The 21769-nt window shown below is 64.5% G+C and carries 18 protein-coding genes; 13 read left to right on the top strand and 5 right to left on the bottom strand.

What is annotated here, in order from left to right; translation table 11 throughout:
* Positions 1-17: 17 nt before the first annotated feature.
* Positions 18-1073 carry an L-2-amino-thiazoline-4-carboxylic acid hydrolase gene (locus ACWGRX_RS24840; protein WP_452119728.1) on the bottom strand — a complete coding sequence of 352 codons (1056 nt, stop codon included), beginning with the start codon at positions 1071-1073 and terminating at the stop codon, positions 18-20.
* A 272-nt stretch (positions 1074-1345) separates the two neighbouring features.
* Here ACWGRX_RS24840 and argH point away from each other — a divergent pair, with 272 nt between their 5' ends.
* Positions 1346-2860, top strand: a complete 1515-nt coding sequence (gene argH, locus ACWGRX_RS24835; protein ID WP_452119727.1) for an argininosuccinate lyase — start codon at positions 1346-1348, stop codon at positions 2858-2860.
* 91 nt (positions 2861-2951) lie between these two features.
* Complete coding sequence (locus ACWGRX_RS24830; protein ID WP_452119726.1) at positions 2952-4352, top strand: MmgE/PrpD family protein; 1401 nt, start codon at positions 2952-2954, stop codon at positions 4350-4352.
* A 147-nt stretch (positions 4353-4499) separates the two neighbouring features.
* Here ACWGRX_RS24830 and ACWGRX_RS24825 read toward each other — a convergent pair whose 3' ends face one another.
* Positions 4500-4937: a hypothetical protein gene (locus ACWGRX_RS24825; protein WP_452119741.1), complete on the bottom strand. Its 438-nt coding sequence runs from the start codon at positions 4935-4937 to the stop codon at positions 4500-4502.
* 26 nt (positions 4938-4963) lie between these two features.
* On the bottom strand, positions 4964-5176 hold the full coding sequence (locus tag ACWGRX_RS24820; protein WP_452119740.1) for a transposase: 213 nt from the start codon (positions 5174-5176) through the stop codon (positions 4964-4966).
* A gap of 175 nt (positions 5177-5351) precedes the next feature.
* Between ACWGRX_RS24820 and ACWGRX_RS24815 the strand changes: the two genes are divergently transcribed.
* From ACWGRX_RS24815 to ACWGRX_RS24805, 3 genes are all read left to right on the top strand, one after another.
* The gene (locus ACWGRX_RS24815; protein ID WP_452119725.1) at positions 5352-5513 is read left to right on the top strand and encodes a hypothetical protein; all 162 of its coding nucleotides are present in this window, start codon (positions 5352-5354) and stop codon (positions 5511-5513) included.
* 216 nt (positions 5514-5729) lie between these two features.
* Complete coding sequence (locus tag ACWGRX_RS24810; protein WP_452119724.1) at positions 5730-7373, top strand: asparagine synthetase B family protein; 1644 nt, start codon at positions 5730-5732, stop codon at positions 7371-7373.
* Complete coding sequence (locus tag ACWGRX_RS24805) at positions 7367-8869, top strand: hypothetical protein (RefSeq protein WP_452119723.1); 1503 nt, start codon at positions 7367-7369, stop codon at positions 8867-8869. The genes ACWGRX_RS24810 and ACWGRX_RS24805 overlap by 7 nt, the downstream gene beginning before the upstream one ends.
* A 92-nt stretch (positions 8870-8961) precedes the next feature.
* Here ACWGRX_RS24805 and ACWGRX_RS24800 read toward each other — a convergent pair whose 3' ends face one another.
* A complete protein-coding gene (locus ACWGRX_RS24800; RefSeq protein WP_452119722.1) occupies positions 8962-9822 on the bottom strand; it encodes a ferritin family protein in 861 nt (286 codons plus the stop codon).
* A 245-nt stretch (positions 9823-10067) separates the two neighbouring features.
* Here ACWGRX_RS24800 and ACWGRX_RS24795 point away from each other — a divergent pair, with 245 nt between their 5' ends.
* The 7 genes from ACWGRX_RS24795 to ACWGRX_RS24765 are packed head-to-tail and all read left to right on the top strand — an operon-like array spanning position 10068 to position 19088.
* Positions 10068-12416, top strand: a complete 2349-nt coding sequence (locus ACWGRX_RS24795; RefSeq protein WP_452119721.1) for a 4Fe-4S binding protein — start codon at positions 10068-10070, stop codon at positions 12414-12416.
* Between the two features lie 19 nt (positions 12417-12435).
* Positions 12436-14388, top strand: coding sequence for a TAT-dependent nitrous-oxide reductase (gene nosZ, locus ACWGRX_RS24790; protein WP_452119720.1), 1953 nt, complete (start codon positions 12436-12438; stop codon positions 14386-14388).
* A gap of 25 nt (positions 14389-14413) precedes the next feature.
* Positions 14414-15787: a nitrous oxide reductase family maturation protein NosD gene (locus tag ACWGRX_RS24785; protein ID WP_452119719.1), complete on the top strand. Its 1374-nt coding sequence runs from the start codon at positions 14414-14416 to the stop codon at positions 15785-15787.
* Positions 15784-16704, top strand: coding sequence for an ABC transporter ATP-binding protein (locus ACWGRX_RS24780; RefSeq protein ID WP_452119718.1), 921 nt, complete (start codon positions 15784-15786; stop codon positions 16702-16704). Before ACWGRX_RS24785 ends, ACWGRX_RS24780 begins: the two co-directional genes overlap by 4 nt.
* The gene (locus ACWGRX_RS24775) at positions 16701-17531 is read left to right on the top strand and encodes an ABC transporter permease (RefSeq protein ID WP_291644263.1); all 831 of its coding nucleotides are present in this window, start codon (positions 16701-16703) and stop codon (positions 17529-17531) included. Before ACWGRX_RS24780 ends, ACWGRX_RS24775 begins: the two co-directional genes overlap by 4 nt.
* Positions 17528-18082 carry a nitrous oxide reductase accessory protein NosL gene (locus tag ACWGRX_RS24770; protein ID WP_452119717.1) on the top strand — a complete coding sequence of 185 codons (555 nt, stop codon included), beginning with the start codon at positions 17528-17530 and terminating at the stop codon, positions 18080-18082. The genes ACWGRX_RS24775 and ACWGRX_RS24770 overlap by 4 nt, the downstream gene beginning before the upstream one ends.
* 10 nt (positions 18083-18092) lie before the next feature.
* The gene (locus ACWGRX_RS24765; protein WP_452119716.1) at positions 18093-19088 is read left to right on the top strand and encodes an FAD:protein FMN transferase; all 996 of its coding nucleotides are present in this window, start codon (positions 18093-18095) and stop codon (positions 19086-19088) included.
* A gap of 118 nt (positions 19089-19206) precedes the next feature.
* Here ACWGRX_RS24765 and ACWGRX_RS24760 read toward each other — a convergent pair whose 3' ends face one another.
* Positions 19207-19797 carry a helix-turn-helix domain-containing protein gene (locus tag ACWGRX_RS24760; protein ID WP_291640593.1) on the bottom strand — a complete coding sequence of 197 codons (591 nt, stop codon included), beginning with the start codon at positions 19795-19797 and terminating at the stop codon, positions 19207-19209.
* Positions 19798-20117: 320 nt separating this feature from the next.
* Between ACWGRX_RS24760 and ACWGRX_RS24755 the strand changes: the two genes are divergently transcribed.
* The gene (locus ACWGRX_RS24755; protein WP_291640591.1) at positions 20118-21734 is read left to right on the top strand and encodes an ABC transporter substrate-binding protein; all 1617 of its coding nucleotides are present in this window, start codon (positions 20118-20120) and stop codon (positions 21732-21734) included.
* The last annotated feature ends 35 nt before the right edge of the window (positions 21735-21769 follow it).

The raw sequence follows: 21769 nt of genomic DNA, 5'->3' as shown, positions 1-21769 counted from the left end.
CCGTCCCCTTCTGTTTTTTATGACAGTTTGAGTTCGATGCGCCCGGCCGCTCCCTCGGTTGGACGCGGCGGTACCCAGTTCGCCGACAGGCCCTCCAGATAGGCTTCCGCCATGGCCGGATAGGCCGCGGAATACCAAAGCTGGCCGAGGTCCAGCGCGTCGAGATCGGCCCAGGCCTGATCCTGCGGTGTGTCGATGATCTCGATGACGGCGCTGTCGGGGCTGCTGCTGGCCTTGTGGTTCCAGACGAAGCGGGCCGGCAGATCGTGCTCGCGGATGAAGCTTTCGATGCTGGGGGCGATGCCATTCTCGGCGTGCTCTTTCGCCAGGAGCCTCCCGCGCTCGGAGCCCCAGGCTCGCAGCGCCTCGATGATGACTTCGCGTCCGGCCTCGCCATGGCGTTCGATGATGGCGCGCGCATGCACGTAGAAGCGCCCTCCGACGAGGCGGTTGCTGCGCTTGAGCGAAAGCCATGCCGCCTCGACCGGCGAATAGGCCTCATAGTCCCGCGCCAGTCGCCGGCCGAGCTCCGTGGGATCCGTCTCGGGCAGAGCGGCCGCATTGGGCGGCATGATCCACTGGAAATGGCAGTGGTCGTCGCCTTTCATCAGATTCTGCGGAATGACCACGTTCCCGTCCGGGTGGTAGGCCGCCGCACAAGCCTGGTGGAACTCGTCGCAGTACATGTGGCCCCACTGGAAGAATTCGGCGTCCTGCCAGGCTTCGGCAGCGGGGCAGTAGTGCACGTCGAAGCGGGTGTCGTAAGGCAGGTAAGTGCCACCTTCCTCCATCGCATCCTTGACGATGTAGGTGCTGGCATTGTCCCAGCAGCCGATCAGGTTTTTCATGTTGATCTCGAGGCCCATCGCCTGGTGGGCCTGGCGCATCTCGGTGCCGCGCCAGAGGCCGTAGGCCCTCAGGCCGAGCCGGATCGTCATCTCGCCTTCCCGGCCGAAGCGGGTGATCGTGGCCTTGGCGAGGTGCATGTACATCCGCGCGCTGACCTTGAGCAGGCGCTTCATGGCGGCGACGAGGTCGTCGGTATCCACCTCGTTCGGCATCGTGATCGACATGCTTCCGATCTCCAATCGCTCGTCATTCTTGGATACAGGATACTTTTAAACTGTGTCAATTAGTCAATCGCATTTTTAGAATCCCGTATACAGGATACCAGCAATAAGGTAGATGGTTTTTGTCGCGCCGGCTCCCGATCCAGGCCTTGCGGCGGCCGCCATCCCCGGAGCCGGCGATCTAGCGCGGTTTCCGGCGAGAGCTTGCCGTCGCCAGCCACAGCAAGAAACGGCCCAGCCCGCAAGACGAGGAACGGCGAAGCAAGGAGACCGTGATGACGGCACCGCAGAATAACGATGTCTTCCTGGAGATCGCCCGGCTAGGCGCGAGGAACGACGTTCTGGTCGAGTTCGACGAGAAGACCCAGTTCCCGCGCCTCAGGCGGCTCTACCGAAGCTATACCCGGGTCGACCTCGCCCACGCCGTGATGCTGGTGGAGACCGGCATCCTGTCACGCGAGCGGGGCGCCAGGCTGCTCTCCGGTCTGCGGGCGATCCATGCCATGAGCGTCGACGAGTTCCCGTGGCTCGACAACTCGAATTCCTTTCTCGTCCATGTCGAGCACTGGCTCGGCCACGAGGTCGGCGAGGACATAGCCGGCTTCCTGCAGACCGGGCGCAGCCGGAACGACCAGGACGCAGCTGCCGAGCGGCTGTTCCAGCGCGAACTGATCCTGGACCTGGCGGAGCCGCTGCTCGGCCTGGTCTCGTCGATCATCGGCCAGGCCGAAAGCCATGCCGACACGCTCATGCCGGGCTATACCCATCTCCAGCATGCCCAGCCCTGGACCTTCGGGCATTATCTGCTCCGGCATGCCTCGATCCTCGCTCGTGACCTCCAGCGCCTGCGCGACGTCTATCCGCGCGTCAACCTGTCGGCGCTGGGTGGCGCCGCCAATGCCGGCACCTCCTGGCCGATCGACCGCCGCCGCACCGCCGAGCTGCTGGGCCATGGCGGTATCGTGGTCAACTCCTGCGACGCCGGCGAGTTCGCCCGCGACCATATCGAGGAGGTGACGGCAGCGCTTTCGATCCTGGCGGCCAATCTCGGCCGCCTCGCCACCGACCTCTATCTCTGGAGTTCGTTCGAGTTCGGCTATGTCGAAGTCGCCGACGGACTCGCCGGCACCAGCTCGATCATGCCGCAGAAGAAGAATCCGCACGCGCTCGAACGCGTCAAATCGGTCGGTGGTCAGGCTGCGGGCTGGCTCGCGACGGTCATGGCCTGCCAGCGCCCGGCCTTCTCCACGGATCTCGACTTCACCTTCGCCGACGACGTCTTCGGTCGCTTCGCCGAGGTGACCTACGGCTCGATCCGCCTCATGGACGAGGTCGTCCGCACCATCACCGTCCATAAGGAGCGCATGGCGGTAAATTCCGACGCCTACTGGAGCACCACCAGCCATCTGGCCGATGAGCTGGTTCGCCGCCACGACATCAGCTTCCGCAGCGCTCACAACATCGTCGCGGTCTTTGTTCGACAGGCGCTGGAGCTCCGGCAGACGCCGCATACGGTCGAGGCGCGGCTCCTGGCTGCGGCCGGGCGCGAGGTTGCCGGCGTCGAGATCGACCTCGACGATGCCGCGCTGCGTCGCATGCTCGACGGTCGCAATTTTATCGAGACGCGGGCCTCCGAGGGCTCGGTGTCGCCCGTCGAGGTCAGGCGCCACGCCGCCGGCCTGCGCAAGGAGGTCGCGACGCAGCAGGCCGCCTTCGCCGAATGGCGCGTGGCCGCCGACAATGCGATCGGCGCGTTGCTCGCCCGCGCCGGCGAGCTCAGCCCGGCCTGAACCAAGTCTCCGAACCGGAGGCGCGTCATGCGCCTTCGGATTCCGGGCCGGCTCGCCCCCGGCCGCCGGCGGGATCCCAGGACGCAAACAGATGACGAAGCCGATCGCCTCCCCGACGCGCGCCATGGCCCTTGCCGGCTTCTGCTCCGGCTATGCCGCGACCGACCTGCCAGCCGGCTTCGCCGAGAAAGCCAAGGCCCATATCACCGATACGCTGGCCTGTGGCGTCGCTGGCGCCTGCTCGGCCGAGGCACAGGCCGTGCTGACAATGCAAAAAGCCCTAGGGGAGGAAGGGGCAGTACCGGTCTGGGGCACGCCTGTCAGCCTGTCCGCGCGCTCTGCCGCCTTTTGCAACGGCGTTGCCAGCCACGCCTTCGAGCTCGACGACACCATGGGCTGTGACCATTCCGGGGCAGTCGTGCTGCCGGCTGCGCTCGCCGCTTTGTCGCAAGCTACGCACCCGGTCGCTGGCGCTGATTTCATCGCGGCGGTGGTGCTCGGCTACGAGGTGGCCAAGCGCGTCATGGAAGCGCTTGGGGGCTACTGGCCGCACAACGAGACGGGCTGGCATTCGACGGCAACCTGCGGCACTTTTGGCGCTGCGATCGCAGCCAGCCGGATCCTGCGGCTGACACAGAACGAGACCGCCTCGGCGCTCGGCCATGCCGCCAGCTTCAGCGGCGGGCTGTGGGCCTTCATCCATGATGCCAGCCAGACCAAGCGCATTCATGCCGGCCGCGCCGCGGAAGGTGGCCTGACTGCGGCATTGCTGGCGCAGGCTGGCGTCAGCGGACCACAATACGTTTTCGAGGAGGTCTGGGGTTCCTTTCTCAAGGCCTTCGCACCCGGCGCATACGATACCAGCCGGCTTCTGCGCGGTCTCGGCGAGGAGTGGGAGTTCGCCTACGCTGCGATCAAGCCTTACGCGTCCTGTCGCGGTACGCATTCGACGATGGACGCGATCGCCGCGCTCATGCGCGAACATGCCATTCAACCCGCGGATATCGTTTCGGTCGAGGTCTCGCTGCCTGCCGGTCTCCATGAGATGTGCGGCGGGCGTGATGTCTCCAATCTCGCCTCCGCCCAGATGAGCCTGCCCTTTGCCGTCGCCTCCTTCCTGGAGCGCGGCGAGCTCGGGATCACGGCATTTTCGGAAAGAAACCGCGCAGCCGAGGCGGTTCATGAGCGGATGAAACTGATGCATCTGCGGGTCGACACTGCGCTCGCCAGCCTGTCCGAGCCGATTGTGACGCTGCATTCCTGCTCGGGTGAAAGCTTCACGCTGAGCGTCGATCCGCCACTCGGCTCCCCAGAGAACCCGCTCACGCCCGACCAGCTCCGCTCCAAGGCGGCTGGGCTCTTGAGCATGACGCTGGATGATGACGACGCACAACGTCTGCTCGGTCGACTGGCCGAGCTGGAGGTCTGGAGCGATGCCAGAGAACTCCCGGGTTTGTTGACAGCGAAGCGGCCGGCGCCCCAGTTTCGGTAGATCAAACGCACAAATTGGCATCTTGAAGCGGAAGGTGGCAGCGTGCGTAAGACCTCACTGCACACCGAAATGTCCGCTCTCCGGCATCCATCTTTTGTCCGGACGTAGCGCATGGCACACAAGGCCCAATGATCGGCGTGCTTCTTGTTATCGAACAATTTCGCTAGCGGTCGGAAATGCGCACACCCGCGAAGCGCCGGCAGCCAGGGCGACGGCGACCATCAGAAGAAACGCCGCAGCGAGAATCGGTATCTGCGGCGAGATCAGGTGCAGCGCCACCCGGGCAAGCGGACCGGTCGCCAGATCCATTCCCTGGCCGCTCACATTGAAACCCGCAGCCTTCCCTTGGGCATTCGGTCCCACCGCAGGCTGAGCGAAGCCAGGCTGCCGGGCGGCATCAGCCCTAGGGTCCCTGCGGTCGTCCTTGTTCGGGATAACCGGGCGCATGCCTCTTCCGATGAGGTTTTCGCGGACCGCATCGCTGTCATAGGCCTTGTCGGCCAGAGGCTCGCCCGCTGGTGGTGCGGCGTCGAGCATGACGGGCAGCATCTTGATGTCTGCGGCCTGTCCGGGTGTGAGCGCCAGAACGAGAGGACGCCCTTTGCCGTCGCTCAGGGCATGAGTGTCAGGGCGGCGTAGATGCTCTGCCAGATGCCCTTCCGGGACCAGCGGTTGAAGCGATTGTAGACCGTCGTGTAGGGGCCGTACTCCGCCGGGCAGCCGCACCAGCGGCAGCCGCGCCGAAGCACATGGACGATCCCGCTCAGGATGCGCCGGTCGTTGACCCGAGGCGGGCTGCCATAATGCGGCAGCAGCGGCTCGATCTTCGACCATTGCTAGTCATTCACCCAGAACAGGCGGCTCATGGAACTTCCCTTTCCCATGAGCCACCTGAATCACAAGATGCTCGTTGAGTTTAGAACCTAGTGCTCGGCCACGACTTGCGCGACGAACCCGGGACCGTTGTCTGAGCGAATGTGCTTCGGCACGCTGCGCAGAATGACCACCAATATCGACGCGCTGGTCGATGCCAAGAGCGGCCTGACCCGCCTGAAGCTGACCAAAGGCGAGGTCCATGACGGGCGCCTGGTTGCCAACACGGCATGTTCTCTTGCCGAGCGCGAGCAAATGAAGCACAAGCAAGGCCTGAGACTGCATTGAGAGGCTGGTGAACGTAAAATGTATGCTTATCTGCTATTCTCGATTAAGAACCCTGCATACCTGCCCAACATTCGATCGTTCATTGCTACAGCGTCTTCGCTTCTGCTCCCCGGCTACAGCTCATCGCCGACGGTTGTTCAGCCCTCCGAAAAATTCCTGCTCTGTTACTGGCACACGGCGTACGCCCCACTCGTAAGTGAGGTGAACCCTGGCCATATGTCAGGCGAGAAGGGGACATTCCTCTGCTCAAACTACGCCGGGCGCGGGCTTCTCACCCTCACAGGCGGGATCAAGCATATCTCACGCATCGACGGCGGAAGACTCGCTTTCGACCGGAGCCCCGGCGGAGTGGCATCCTGGGCGTGGATAGCTCCGGATGCCGACACAGCCATGGCGTGGAGCACGATCCCGCCGGCGATTACAACATTCATCGCCAAGAACCGGGACGGCTTCTGTGTCGCCGGGAACCGGCCGCGCCTCACTCACGCCGCCTCGATCCTATCGAAGGGCTACCGGCCTTCTCTAGACTATCTCCCGAAATACCTGACATCTGGCTTCGCGCTGGATGGGCAAACGTCCTACGCGAACACGATTGCCATCCCCTCCGGCAATAGCGCCACATTGAGAGACGGTGGCTACAGGATCACCGAACACCCGACGCCCAAGATCGACCCAATCCCGCAGGACCGGCCGCTCGACGAAAAAGCCGAAGCTCTGGCCGCCCTGCTTCGTGAAGCTTGCTGGCCTGCGACCAGGACACAAGCCGGGATTTTCATGTCCGGCGGGAAAGACAGCCGCACGATGACGGCAGCCCTCCTTGGTGAAGGCGTCAAGAATGCACTGGCCTTCAATTTCGGCAACGATACCACCGGCGAGGGCCAGATAGCGCGAGAAGTGTCCAGCGCCGCAGGGTACGGTTTCGAATTCCGCCCCCAGCCCATCGTTACAGACCCTCTCAACGGCCTCGCCCTGGCACTCCAAAACTCGGACGGCTTGGGAAGCGGGTTCGCGCACCAGTACAACTACAGATATGATCTCGCCTTTGCGTCTGGACGCTCGTCCTTCCACGGCCATGGGCATCTGCTTCGCGGCGGGTCTGCGCGAACGATGAAACGCGATCCCGCCTTTATGGCCGCAGCGAACCGAAGCTGGATTGTGTCCGCCTATGTGACTGAGACTGCATCCGAATCCACCGAAAGGGCTTTCGCTACTTACATGCGCGATCGGTTTCCCTCGCTTGCGAAGGAGCCGCTGGACGCCCTATTCTACCCCAATCGGGATTATCGCTTAGGACTGTTCAGCGCGACCAGTTCACTTGATCTGACGGCGCAGACTTTGATGTGCTACCCGTTGCTCGACGAGCGCGTGGCGCAGTTTGCAGGGGCGCTACACGCCTTTGACCGGATTTCAGAGCGGGTCGTCTTCGGCGCGATCAAGAAGCTGGCGCCACTTCTGGCGAATATTCCGTTGTTCGGAGAGATTTGGCGCTTCGACCGCGATCCTGACCGCACGGATTTTCCTGACAGCAATCATAATTTCCAAGACGGCCATGAAGCCCGCAAACCGCGGCAGGCTGACAAATTCACCAACCTGACCGCCCCCCAGAACTCCCTGCTGCTGGATGCCGACCAGGTCGGAGCCGCGCGCCGCAAACGCGAAAGCGCCCAATTCATCCTGGACAGTTCCGTCTGGCGGGACATCATGCCATCCATCACCCCGGATATCCATGCAGAGCTTTGGCTGCGAGCACTGGGGCGACCGAGCGACCATTCTAGCAAGCACCCCAATGAACGTTTTGCGATCAACCAGTTCATGGACCGAGTGGCGGTCGCGGCCGCAATCTATGAGGTCAGATGGTAGTTTCTCGTCGTTCCTTTCTCGCAGGCGCCGGCAGCCTTGCGCTAAGCCATAGAGCCTTTGCCGCGCCGTTGAATGTCCGGGATTTCGGCATTCGTGGCGATGGATTAACTGATGAAACAGACGGCTGGCGGGCGCTCGCCCGCCATGTTCGTCAATCTCCCGGCGCGGCCGTGCGGGGCAACAGGGGCGATGTCTACCGCCTTGATGGCGACACCACAGTCGAGCTTCCAGACGCGTGCCGACTGGAACTGGACGGGGCCCGCTTTCTTCGCCTCAAGCCCCTCCCACGAGGGCGCTACCTGATCACCTTCGGCACCGATGCATCGGTCGACGTGCTCGACATCGAGGTCGGAGACGGAGCGGATTTCAACCGTTTGGTTCGGTTCTATGACCGCGCGCAAGTTGAGTTTATCGACATTCAGGCAACCCGGCGCATAAAAAACAAGGCCTCCGACCTCGATGCCGCTGTGCTCTTCGTCGGCAACCAGAACCGGTCAACTCCTGCCGATGATCGCGCCGGCCAATTCCGTCTGGGCAGGATCCACTCGAACAACATCGACGCCGTAGTCCTGTTCACGCAGTTTTCGGTGACCGCGGGGCAACCCAACCCCCTGCGGGACATTTCAGTTGGAACATGTCGCTTCCAAAAGGCCGTCCTCGGTCTCTACCTGCGCAACGTCCAGTCAGGAACCATCGAAGACGTCCAGCAGGACGGCTTCGCAGACGGAGCCAAGCCGGCCGAGGTCGGCGGCAATGCCGTGCTTTGCAACGGCGCCAAGGATATCATCTTCCGCCGGATAGAGGCGAACGACACGCCTTCGCATGGGATGCGTATCGGCGGCCCCGTCAAGAACACATTCGAGCTGGACTCGGGGAACATCACCGTCGAGCATTTCATTTCGCGACGTTCGCGCCGATCCGGCTTCAAGTGCAAGCCTGGCCTCGACGGCTCTCGCGCGCGAAACATCACGTTGAAGCACGCGGAGATCCACGACTGCCATTTCGGCAACGCACCGAGCACGAACGAGCAAGGCGTGCTGCTGGAATGCACCGATGATTTCGAAGGTGGCCATATTTCCGTAGGCGTCAGAGAATCACGCGACGGCACGTCCAGCCATGACGCTGTGCATCTCTCGAATGTAACCAGAGCTTCCTTCGGGTGCTTGGATTCCGATCGCCCGGCCCGGCACCACCTCTGGCTCAACAGCACTCCACAAGCCAATTTCTCCCGCGGCCCTCTGCATGACATTCGTTTCGATGTGATCAATGGCAGAGGCGCCGGCGGCGCGAACATTGGCATTGATGGTTACGATCAGGAGGTCTCGGATATCAGCGTTGCGACGGCGCGTTTCCAAGGCGGGAAACGTCCGATAGACGTTCGCAGCGGAAGGCTCGCCGGCCCGATTCGAATAGGGCACGCCAGCGCAGGAGGCCGACCGACCTGCGGGCCGAGCGTCGATGGACGTCTTGTTTCGGTCGATGCCACCACCTGTTAGAGGTTGGCCCAACCGAGAGCATGGCTGGCTGCCGTGCTCATCTCGTCGGGCGAGACGCCATTGGAGCCCCCGACGATGAATCGTCCAAGGCTCTAGCCAAGTTCGGGCAGGTCTCTCCTCAGCCAGGCCAGCCGATTGATGGCGCGTGCCGCGAATTCCTGGGCGAGCATCATCGCAGCCTCATCGCGAGCCCGGTCGGCCGCCTCGAGATAGCGATCGAGCAGGAACTCGGCGATGGCGAGCGGGGCGTCGAGTTTCGGTGGGACCGGCCCGATGGGAATGGCGACCGCGCCCTCCTCGAGTTGCTGGGCCTGACGGCGGGCCTCGGCGGCGAACCGCAGCAGGGTGTCGCGAGACGGATCGGCGCTCTGCGCCGCCGCGTCCAGCACATCGGCCAGACGCCGCTCGAGCGCCGCGGCGGTGGGGGGCGTTTCGCTCTCGCCCTGCGCTTGATGCCGCTCGCGATGAAACGCCTTCCGCCGCTCCCGGCGCAGCAGCGCGACGTGGCCGAGCTCCTCATGCGCCAGAGCCTCCGCCGCGGTCCGGATATCGGCGGAGGAGGCGTGGGCCGCGACATAGCTCCAGAAGGCAAAGGCACGTTCTTCGTTCCGTACCGCCATCGATAGGGTCCGATAGACGCTGAGCAGGCGAGGATCGGCCGTCGCGGCGCCCTCATCATCGAATGTCTCGGGAGCCGTCCAGCGGATCATGGCCGGGTCGGGCGGCCGGCCATGAGCCAGCCGGGACCAGTCGCTGACGCTGTCCAGATGCCCGCGCTCATCGGCGGCGAGCTTCTCGAAGGCTTCCGCGAGCGCGATTTCTCCGTCCGATCGCATCCGCGCGCCGATCGCGGCATAGCGGCTTTCCGCCTCCTGCTCCATGGCGAAGGCGATGGCGAAGAGCTCCGCAAGCGATGTCACCGGAGCCGAAGGCTCCGCTTTCAAGAGCGACATGGGTTCCCCCTGTAGCGCTGCCAACCCGTTTCCGCAGCATCGGCGATCTCAGATGAAGTTTGTTTGCGTTGGATCAAAGTGCCGCTCCGGCCGGAACTCCATAACGACCTCGGGCCGATCTCCGGTTTCGGATCGGTCCGGCCCTTGCTGTCGAAGGCTGAGCCAGAACGCCTGCCCCTGCTGGCCGCCGCGCTCAGCGAATTTCCGAAACCGGACGGTGTCAGGTGTCAAAGCGCGTACATTGCATGGCCGACAGGTCGCAAGCTCACGGCTTCGGACGGGTCGCGCGCATTCTGGCCGGGCTCGGCGCGGCGCTCTGGCTGCTGTTCAGCGTTCAAGCGGCGCTCGCGGCAGGGCGCATTCAGGAATTCCTGCCGCAGGCGAAGCCGGCCGAGTTCTTCGCGACGGCCGATCGCTTCGGCCCGGCCCAAGGCGAGTCGGCGATCGTGCCGGCCTATCAGGGAGACCGGCTGCTCGGCTATGTCTACCTGAACTCCGACTTCACCAATGCGACGGGCTATTCCGGCAAGCCGATCAACATGCTGGTCGGCATCGACCCGCTCGGCGTCGTCACCGGCATCAAGCTGGTCGAGCACAAGGAGCCGATCGTTCTGGTCGGCATCCCGGAGCGCCGCATCGTCGAGGCCGTCAACACGCTGATCGGCAAGGAGATGAGGCCGGTCGCTGCCGGCCAGGAGCGGCCGCCCCAGGTCGACATCGTCAGCGGCGCGACAGTGACCGTCCTGGTGATGGGCGACAGCGTCGTGCGCTCGGCGGTGAAGCTGATCCGCAGTGGCCGCCTCGCCGGAGGGGGGCCAGTGGCCGCGGCGCCGAGCGCGGCCACGCTGATGCGCACGCTCGCTCCCGACAGCGGTGAGGTCCGCGACTGGCAGAGCCTGCTCGGCGACGGTTCGATCCGCCGGCTCTCGCTCTCGGTCGGCGAAGTCAACGAGGCCTTCCTCCGGGCCGGCAATCGGGCGGCCGCCGAGAATGCGGAATCCGACGACCCGGCTGACAGTTTCATCGATCTCTATATCGCGCCCGTCAGTGTGCCCGTCATCGGCCGGAGCCTGCTCGGAGCCGAAGCCTATGAGCGGCTGAAGGCCCGGCTCAAGCCCGGTCAGCAGGCGATCATCGTCGCCGGCGAAGGCGCCTACTCCTTCAAGGGCTCCGGCTATGTCCGCGGCGGCATCTTCGACCGGATCGAGCTGCTGCAGGACGGCCAGGGCGTTCGCTTCCGCGACCGCAACCATATGCGCATCGGCGCCTTGCTCGCGGATGGTGCACCGGAACTGCCCGAGATCGCGCTCTTCGTCATGCCAGACGAGTTCAAGCTCGATCCGGCCGAGCCCTGGCAGTTGCAATTGCTGGCGCAGCGCAGTGTCGGCGCCCGCGAAAAGGCCTTCCTCGCCTTCGAACTCGCCTATCAACTGCCGGAGGCCTATCTCCGCGTCGAGCAGGTCCCGGCTCCGGTGGCGGCAGCCGGCGCGCCTGCGCCAGTGCCAGCGCCGCAGGCTGGCACGCCGGCCGCTGCATCGCCGGCGCCGTCGACCGATATGGCCCAGGGCGCCGGCGGCGTCGACGAGCCGCTCTGGCTGGCGATCTGGCGGATGAACACGGTCGCGGTGGTGATCACGGCCATCGCGCTGCTCGTCCTCACCGGCATCTTCTTCTTCCAGAACCTGCTGGTCAGCCGGCCCGTGCTGTTCGGCTGGATCCGCCGCGCCTACCTGCTCTTCAGCCTGGTCTGGCTCGGCTGGTATGCCAATGCCCAGCTCTCGGTCGTCAACGTCCTAACCTTCATCCACTCGCTGATGACCGATTTCAGCTGGGAATTCTTCCTAGCGGCACCGTTGATCTTCATCCTCTGGGCAGCGATCGCCGCCGGGCTGCTGTTCTGGGGCCGGGGACCGTTCTGCGGCTGGCTCTGCCCGTTCGGCGCATTGCAGGAACTCCTGAACAACCTCGCGCAATGGCTCAAAATCCCGCAGGTCAAGATCCCCTGGGGTCTGCATGAGCGGCTGTGGCCGCTCAAGTACATCATCTTCCTGAGCCTGTTCGGCCTGTCGCTCTACTCGGTCGCACTGGCCGAGACCTTTGCCGAGGTCGAGCCGTTCAAGACCGCGATCATCCTGAAATTCGTCCGCGACTGGCCCTTCGTGATCTATGCGCTGACGCTGCTGGCGGCCGGCTTGTTCATCGAGCGCTTCTTCTGCCGCTATCTCTGCCCCCTTGGTGCCGCACTCGCGATCCCTGGACGGCTGCGCACCTTCGAATGGCTGAAGCGCTGGCCGGAATGCGGCTCGCCCTGCCAGCGCTGCGCCAAGGAATGTCCGGTGCAGTCGATCCATCCCGAAGGGCACATCAACGTCAATGAATGCATCTACTGCATGCATTGCCAGGAACTCTATCACGACGACCACCGCTGCCCGCACATGATCCAGGTCCGCCTGAAGCGCGAGAAGCGCGAGGCGCTGACCTCGCCCTCGATGCGGGCGCCCCAGAGCAACGGCCCGACCAGGACACTCTTCACCCACAAGGGCAACCCGGTCGCCGAACCGAATGCGGCCAGTGCTGCCGACCCCTCCGCATGAGCAAAGCAAGGAGACTGTGATGTCGACCGAAGACAGGAAAAAGGGCGGGCTGAACCGGCGCGACATGCTCGGGACCACGGCGGCGGTCGCGGTGGCCGGCGCAGCGGGCACGGCCGGAGGCGTCGGGCTCTCCCGCATGGGAGCGGTTTCGACGGCCGAAGCGCAGACGCGGCCGCAGCAGGGCGCGGCCCGGCCCGCAACTGCGAGCAAATACGAGGTCAAGCCGGGCGAACTCGACGAATACTATGTGTTCTTCTCGAGCGGCCAGACCGGCGAGGTCCGCATCGTCGGCTGCCCCTCGATGCGCGAACTGATGCGCATCCCGGTCTTCAACCGCGACAGCGCCACCGGCTGGGGCCAGACCAATGAGAGCCTGCGGGTGCTGACCGAGGGGCTCACCCCCGAAAGCCGCGCGTTCCTGAAGGACAAGGGCGGCACCTATCTCAACGGCGACCTGCACCACCCGCACCCGTCCTTCACCGACGGCACCTATGACGGGCGCTATCTCTTCGCCAACGACAAGGCGAACACCCGCGTCTGCCGTATCCGGCTCGACGTGATGAAGTGCGACAAAATCCTCGAGCTGCCGAACCAGTACACGGTGCACGGCCTGCGCGTGCAGAAATACCCCCGGACGGGCTACGTCTTCTGCAATGGCGAGGATCGCGTACCCGTGCCGAATGACGGGCGGGACCTGAACAACCCGAAGAAATACGTGTCGATCTTCAGCGCTGTCGACGGTGACACCATGAAGGTCGCCTGGCAGCTCAAGGTCGACGGAAATCTCGACAATGTCGACTGCGACTACCAGGGCAAATACGCCTGGGCGACCTGCTACAATTCGGAAGAGGGTGTGACGCTCGCCGAGATGATGGCGAAGGAGCAGGACTGGGTCATCGTCTTCAACCTCAAGCGCATCGAGGAGGCGGTGAAGAAGGGCGAGTTCGAGATCATCGGCGGCGTGCCGGTGCTCGACGGCCGCTCGGGCTCGAAATTCACCCGCTACATCCCGGTGCCGAACAGCCCGCACGGCATCAACACCGCCCCTGACGGCATCCACTTCGTCGCCAATGGCAAGCTCTCGCCGACCGTGACCGTGTTCGACGCGCGCCGGCTCGATGATCTGTTCGACGACAAGATCAAGCCGCGTGACGTCGTGGTGGCGGAGCCGGAGCTCGGCCTCGGCCCGTTGCACACTGCCTATGACGGCAAGGGCAACGCCTACACCACGCTCTTCCTCGACAGCCAGGTGGTCAAGTGGAACATCGACCTCGCCAAGCGGGCCTTCAAGGGCGAGAAGGTCAACCCGGTCATCCAGAAGCTGGACGTGCACTACCAGCCCGGCCACAACCACACGACCATGGGCCAGACCAAGGAAGCCGACGGCAAATGGCTGATCTCGCTGAATAAATTCTCCAAGGACCGCTTCCTCAACGTCGGCCCGCTCAAGCCCGAGAACGATCAGCTGATCGACATCTCCGGGGACCGGATGGTGCTCGTGCACGACGGCCCGAGCTTCGCCGAGCCCCATGACGCGACCCTGGTGCACCGCTCCAAGATCAACCCGCTGCATGTCTGGAAGCGCGACGACCCGTTCTTTGCCGATGCGGTCAAACAGGCGAAGGCCGACGACGTCAATCTCGAGCAGGACTCCAAGGTCGTTCGCGACGGCAACAAGGTGCGCGTCTACATGACCTCGGCAGCGCCGGCCTTCGGGCTGGACGAATTCTCGGTCAAGCAGGGCGACGAGGTCACGGTCTTCGTCACCAATATCGACGAGGTCGAGGACCTGACGCACGGGTTCTGTATCACCAATTACGGCCTCAACATGGAGGTTGCGCCGCAGGCCACTGCCTCGGTGACCTTCGTCGCCTCGAAGCCGGGCGTCTACTGGTACTACTGCTCCTGGTTCTGCCATGCCATGCACATGGAGATGAAGGGGCGCATGCTGGTCGAGCCGCAGGGCGCCTGAGACGATGGCCCTGCATCGCACAGCGATGAGCCTTTGGCTGGCGGCGGCTACCGCCGCCAGCTTCGTCCATCCGGTCCGGGCCGGGCCGGCTCTGGTCGAGCCCGGCGGTGAACCGCTTCAGGCCGTCATCGACCGGGCGGCCGAGGGCGATGTCGTCCTGCTCGCTCCCGGCGAGCATCGCGGCCCGGTCAGGCTGGCGCGTCGGCTCACGCTCCTGGGGCAGGAAGGAGCAGTTCTCGCCGGCAGCGGCCAGGGCAGCGTCGTAACCGTTTCGGCTCCCGGCGCCGCGGTGCGCGGCCTCACCATCCGCGGCTCCGGCCGCGATGCCGAGCGCATGGATGCCGGCGTCTTCGTCGAGAAGACGGCCAGCGGTGCGCTGGTCGAAGGCAACCGGATCGAGGGCAATCTCTACGGCATCTATCTGCATGGCGCCGAGAATGCGATCGCGCGCCGCAACGAGATCGTCGGCATCGCCGAAGGACGGGTGAACGAGGCCGGAAACGGCATCTCGGTCTGGAATGCGCCGGGCGCCAAGGTGCTCGACAACGACGTCCGCTTCGGGCGCGACGGCATCTTCGTCGTCACCAGCAAGAATAACGTCTTCAGCGGCAACCGTTTCAGGGATCTGCGCTTCGCGATCCACTACATGTACACCAATGACAGCGAGATCTCGGACAACCGCTCGCTCGGCAATTCCGTCGGCTTCGCCATCATGTTCTCGCACCGGCTGACGGTGCGCGGCAACGTCTCGGACGGCGACCGGGACCACGGCTTCCTGTTCAACTACGCCAACCAGTCGCGGATCACGGGCAACGCCGTGCTCGGCCGCCTGCAACCGGCCGAACGCTGGCTCGGTGCCGGCATGCGCAGCAAGGACACGCAGGAGCACGGGCTGCCGGCGACGGAGCCCGAAGCCGCGACCGGAACCGGTGCCCGCCCGGCACCGACGAAATGCGTCTTCATCTACAACGCCAACCAGAACCGTTTCCGCGACAACTGGTTCGAAGGCTGCGAGATCGGCATCCACTTCACCGCCGGCTCCGAGCGCAACGAGATCGTCAACAACGCCTTCATCCGCAACCGCAACCAGGTGAAATATGTCGGGAGCCGCTATCTCGACTGGTCGACCGGTGGGCGCGGCAATTACTGGAGCGACAATCCCGGTTTCGACCTGAATGGCGATGGTCTCGCCGACAGCGCCTATCGGCCGAACGATCTCGTCGACACGGTGCTTTGGACCGCCCCTCAGGCGAAGCTTCTGATCAATTCCCCGGCCGTGCAGGTGATCCGCTGGGCCCAGGCCCAGTTCCCGGCACTGCTTCCGGGCGGGGTCGTCGACAGCCATCCGCTGATGGCGCCGCCGCCCCGGCCCCCATTCGCAGAAGGACGACGCCCGTGACGGCCACCGTCGACATCCGGAATCTCGTGAAGCGCTTCGGCGCGGTCGCGGCGGTGAAGGATGTCTCCTTCACCCTGCCGCCCGGCGAAACGGTCGCGCTCGTCGGCCATAACGGCGCCGGCAAGACCACGCTGATGAAGCTGATGCTCGGCCTGATCCACCCGAGCGAAGGGACCGTCCAGGTTCTTGGCGAGAACCCTGCAGCCGGGGATTTCGCCGCCCGCAGGCATCTCGGCTATCTGCCGGAGAGCGTTTCGTTCAACACCGGCCTGACCGGGCGGGAGACCATCGCCTTCTATGCCCGCCTGAAGCGCCAGCCGATCGAGCTTGCGCTTGCGCTGATCGAGCGCGTCGGCCTCGGCCATGCCGTCGACCGGCGGGTCGGAACCTATTCGAAGGGCATGCGCCAGCGCCTCGGCCTCGCCCAGGCGCTGCTCGGCCGCCCGCGCGTGCTCCTGCTCGACGAGCCGACCACCGGGCTCGATCCGGCGCTGCGCCAGAGCTTCTACGACATCGTCGAGGAACTGCGCGCCGATGGTGCGACCATCCTGCTGTCCTCCCATGCGCTGACCGAACTCGAGGAGCGGGCGGGCCGCGTCATCATCATGAACCGGGGCGTGAAGGTCGCCGACGGTACCCTCGACGAGCTGCGCCGGATCGCTCAGCTGCCAACGCGCATCCGCCTGCGCGTCGCGGAGCAACTGCCTGACGCGCTGGAAAGCTGGCTGGCGCCCATCGCGAACTGGCGGCGGATCAACGGCCACGGTGTCGAGATCGATGCCGCTCCCGCCGACAAGATCGCCATATTGCGCCATGCCACCGGCCCCGAAGCACCGGTTGACGACCTTGAAGTCGTGCCGCCGACGCTCGACGAGCTCTACGCACATTTCCTGCGCTCCCAGGAGCATCCCCGATGAGAAACGTCCTGATCGTCGCCCTCAAGGAGATTCAGGAGGCGCTGCGCAATCGCTGGGTGCTGGCAACAACCTTGCTGCTGGCGGCACTGGCGCTCTCGCTCACCTTCCTCGGCAGCACGCCGACCGGCCATGTCGGCGTCCGGGCGCTCGACGTCGTCATCGTCAGCCTTTCGAGTCTGACGATCTTCCTGCTCCCGCTGATCGCCCTGCTGATCTCGCATGACGCGATCGTCGGCGAGATGGAGCGCGGCACGATGCTTCTGCTTCTGAGCTATCCGATTGCCCGCTGGCAGGTGCTGCTCGGCAAGTTCGCCGGGCATCTCATGGTCCTCGCCTTCGCAACCCTGCTCGGCTATGGCGCCGCCGCCGGCGCGCTGGTTGCGACGGGCGCCACCATCGACGCGGAAAGCTGGGCCGCCTTCGCTGCGATGATCGGCTCCTCGATCCTGCTCGGGGCGGTCTTCATCGCAGTCGGCTATCTGGTCAGCGCGCTCGTCGGCAGCCGCGGCGCCGCAGCCGGGGCCGCAATCGGCATCTGGCTTCTCTTCGTGCTGATCTACGACATGGCGCTGCTCGGCTTCCTGGTCGTCGATCAGGGGCGTGTCCTGTCCGGTGGACTGCTCAACACGTTGCTGCTGCTCAACCCGGCCGACATCTATCGCCTGTTCAACCTGACCGGCTTCGCCAATGTCAGCGCCTTCTCAGGCATGGCCGGCGTCGCGCAATCGGCCCAGCTCGGCCCCTCGCTGCTGCTCGCCGCGCTCATCGCCTGGGCACTGGTGCCGCTCGGCCTGGCGGCCGTCGCCTTCTCGAGGAGAGAGCTATGAGGCTGTTCGCCCTGTCAGCGGTTCTGATCGCCGGTCTGGCCGCCGGTTGCGACGACAAGACCAAGACCGCCGCGCCGCCGCCACCCCAGGCGCTGACGCAGCAGGCCATGGGGCATTATTGCGGGATGAACGTGCTGGAACATCCCGGACCCAAGGGGCAGATCCTGCTGGCGAGCCGGCTGCAGCCGGTCTGGTTCTCCTCGGCTCGCGACACGCTGTCCTTTACCCTTCTGCCCGAGGAGGCCAAGGACATCCAGGCCGTCTACGTTTCCGACATGGGCAAGGCACCGAGCTGGGAAGAGCCCGGCGCCACCAATTGGATCGATGCGAAACAGGCGCTCTTCGTCGTCGGCAGCAGCAGGAAGGGCGGCATGGGGGCGGCCGAGCTGGTGCCCTTCGCCCAACGCGACGCCGCCGAGGCCTTCGTCGCCAGGCATGGGGGCAGCATCCTTTCCTTCGACGCGATTCCGCGCGACGCCGTACTCGGCAGTGACAGCGACGCGCCTGCGCCGGACGGACCGCCGCCGGCCGCTGGCACACATCTGCATTGAGGAGCCCGTCATGGCCACCGTAACCCGCAGGCGCCTGATCGGCATTACGGCCGCGGCAGGCGGGCTCGCCTTGCTGCCTGTCGGCACGCGCGCCGCCGCCGAAGGTCATCTCGTCGGCTGGCGCGGCCAGTGCATGGGTGCAGTCGCCTCGCTGCAAATCCACCATCCCGACCGGGCCGAGGCGGAACGGCTGATTGCCGCCGCGCTGGTCGAGGTGGCGCGGCTGGAGCGCATTTTCAGCCTGCATCGCGACGATTCGGCGCTCGTCAGGCTTAATCGCGACGGCATGATGGTCGCGCCACCGCCCGAGCTCGTCGCGCTGCTCAGCGATTGCCGCCGCTACTGGACCCTCTCCGGCGGCGCCTTCGATCCGACGGTCCAGCCGCTCTGGACCTTGTATCGCCGCCATTTCGCCGAGCCCGATGCTGATCCATCAGGCCCCCCCGCCGCAGCCTTGAGCCGCGCGCTCGCCGTGGTCGGCTTCGAGCATGTCATGGCCGGCCCGGATCGGATTCTGTTCCGCCGCCGCGGCATGGCCCTCACTTTGAACGGCATCGCCCAGGGATACATCACCGATCGGGTCGTCGCCTTGCTTAGTAGGGGCGGCGTCGACCGCAGCCTGGTCGACATGGGCGAGCCCCGGGCACTCGGCCGGCGCCCGGACGGCAAGCCGTGGCAGATCGGAATCGCCGATGCGATGGAACCGTTCCATACCACCCAGGTGCTCGACATCGTTGACGGAGCCGTCGCAACGTCATCGGCTCATGGTTTCCGCTTCGACCGCGACGGTCGGTTCCATCATCTGCTCGATCCGCAGAGCGGCGCGTCGCCCGATCGCTATCGTTCCGTGACCGTGGCCATGCCGACGGCGACCGCGGCCGACGCCCTTTCGACGGCCTTCAGCCTCATGCCGGCACAGGATGTCCTCCGGGCGACGCAGGCGCTCGGGGCTGGCCGCGTCTATCTGACAAACGCGACAGGACGGACGGAGGCTATCGGAGCCTGAGAACAGACGTAGACCTCCTCGCGCCTGAACGATTTCCAGAAGCGCTCGACGAAGAGGTCGAGCAAGCCATCGCGGCATGGCTCGAACGAAAGGGCCTCCGGCGAATCCGGGCGCTTCCCTAAACGGCTTCGCTTGAGCGGATGATCCAGATCAGCCTGGTCTCGATGTCGGCTAGATTCTGAAATGAATGCGGCTGCCGGCTGTCAAACTGAAAAGCGTCGCCTTCTCCGAGAAGGTAGCGCTGCTCGGCAATGCGCAGCTCGATGCGGCCTTGGACGACGTAGCCTGCCTTCTCGCCATTGCGTCGCGAAGGGTCCGGACCGGAGCCGCCTCCCACTGCGATCGACAACATGAAGAACTCCATCTCCGAATGCCCGGGGGGTGAAAGGAGTTCCTTCGTCAGACCCGTCTTACCGAACAGCAGCGTCGAGCGCTGCCCTTGCCGGGTTACCGTGCCTTTTTCCGGATCGTGGTCTGCATCCACGTCGAAAAAGCTCGCGAGCGGCACCCCCAGAGCGACGCGCAGCCTGTCGAGCAGCTTCAGCGAAGGAGAAGTCCTTCCGCGCTCGATATGGCTCAGCATTCCCACCGAGATCTGACTGCGCGCCGAAAGCGCCGCCAGGGTAAGCCCCTGCTCGACACGCAGGTTGCGTATCCGCTCTCCCAAACTGACCAGCGTGGCGCTGTCGATGTCGTCGGCGTCTGACATTGAATTACGGTTCGGCGAGGAAGCAGAGGATGCTGGCATACGATAGCGCTTATAGCCCAGTTAAAATTTCATGGCGAGGACCGCAAAGCGCGCTTGCCAAATTATATCACCATGATACGAATCTGGAAGCGGTCCAGGCTTTGATATTCGCGATCCAGAGTTGATTTCTGCTGATTTTGGCAGCTTTCGCGAGAAGATTTGCGAGTTTGGATGCTCTGGAAGTCGACTTACGGGTGAAATTCCCTTCAAGAATTTTACGCGCATGAGAATTATGGCGTGAGCGGCAACCGCTCATCGCGCCACAAAAAGGAGGGGTCACCATGGCGAATTTCTCGATCACCCGCAGGCATGCCGGCGCTCTGCTGTTTGGAACGGCGCTCGCGGCGCTGTCGCCGCTGTCGGCCATCGCCAATCCTCAGCCGGGCGGGACGCTGACGATCACGACAACGCCGGAGCCGGCGCTGATCACGAATGCGCTGAGTTCGGCGCCGACGACGGCCGAGCTCGCCACCAAGATATTCGACGGCCTTCTCGAATATGACATGAACCTGAAGCCGATCCCGTCGCTGGCTGAAAGCTGGTCGACCAGTGCCGATGGCAAGACGGTGACGTTCAAGCTGCGAGAGGGAGTCGTCTGGCATGACGGCAAGCCCTTCAGCAGCGCCGACGTACAGTTTTCGCTGATGGAGGTGGTCAAGACCCATCATCCTCGCGGACAGGGCAATCTCGGCCCGGTCACCTCCATCGACACGCCGGACGCCCGGACCGCCGTCTTCAATCTCGCGCATCCCTATCCGCCGTTGATGATGGGGCTTTCCAGCCTCGAGGCGCCGATCGTCCCGCGGCATATCTACGAAGGCACTGATTTTCGGAACAATCCGGCGGTCAACAACCCGATCGGAACCGGCCCCTTCAAATTCACGCGCTGGGAGAAGGGCAACTACATCCAGCTCGACCGGAACGAGAAGTATTGGCGCCCGGGCCGCCCCTATCTCGACCGCCTCATCTTCCGTTTCATCGCAGATTCCGCGACGCGGGCGGCGGGTGTCGAGCGGGGCGAGATCGATGTCGCGACCTTCGGCACGATCAACCCGGTCGAGATGCGGCGGCTGGAGAAGCTTCCGAACCTGAGCATCGCCCAAGGCGGCTATGAGGCCATCGCACCGACGATGATGCTGGAGCTCAATACGCAGCGCGCCCCCTTCAACGACAAACGCGTACGCTTGGCCGTCGCATATGCCCTCGATCGGCAGTTCATCACCAAGAACATCTGGTACGGTTTCGGCAAGCCCGCCACCGGGCCGATCTCATCCGTGCTGAAGGGCGCGGGGGCATTCACCGATCAGGGCATCCTGCGCTTCGACGGCAAGGATCGGCTCGATGTCGCCAACAGACTGCTCGACGAGGCAGGCCTGAAGCGCGGCAAGAACGGCGTGCGCGTCAAGATTTTCCACGATCCGGCGCCGTTCGGCGAGGACTGGCGCCGCATGGGCGAATACATCAAGCAGGCGCTGAGCCGGGTCGGGATCGAGGTCGAGCTTCGCAACCGCGACTACCCCTCCTTCGTTCGCCAGGTTCACAATGAGTATGATTTCGACATGACCTCGACCTGGTCGATCGGCATGGCCGACCCCACGCTCGGCGTGCAGCGCCAGACCTGGTCCCGGATGATCAATCCGAAAGTGCCCTTCGGGAATACGGCGCAGTACAGCAATCCGGAAGTCGACAAGCTCTGGGAGGCTGCGCAGACCGAGACGGATACTGCCAAGCGCAATCAGATCTTCCATAAGCTTCAGGAGACGCTCGTCGCCGACAGCCCCCTGATCTGGATCATGGAGATGGACTTGGTGGCCGTGCAGAACAAGCGCGTCCAGAACCTGATCACGTCTCCGCTCGGCATTCGCGGCGGTCTTTACGACACCTGGCTCCAGCGCTGAGCCGGCAACCGAGGCGTGGGCGTCGCCCACGCCTC

It is taken from the genome of Allobosea sp. NPDC055594 (assembly GCF_053618995.1).
This window is presented reverse-complemented; position numbering and strand designations above follow the sequence as displayed.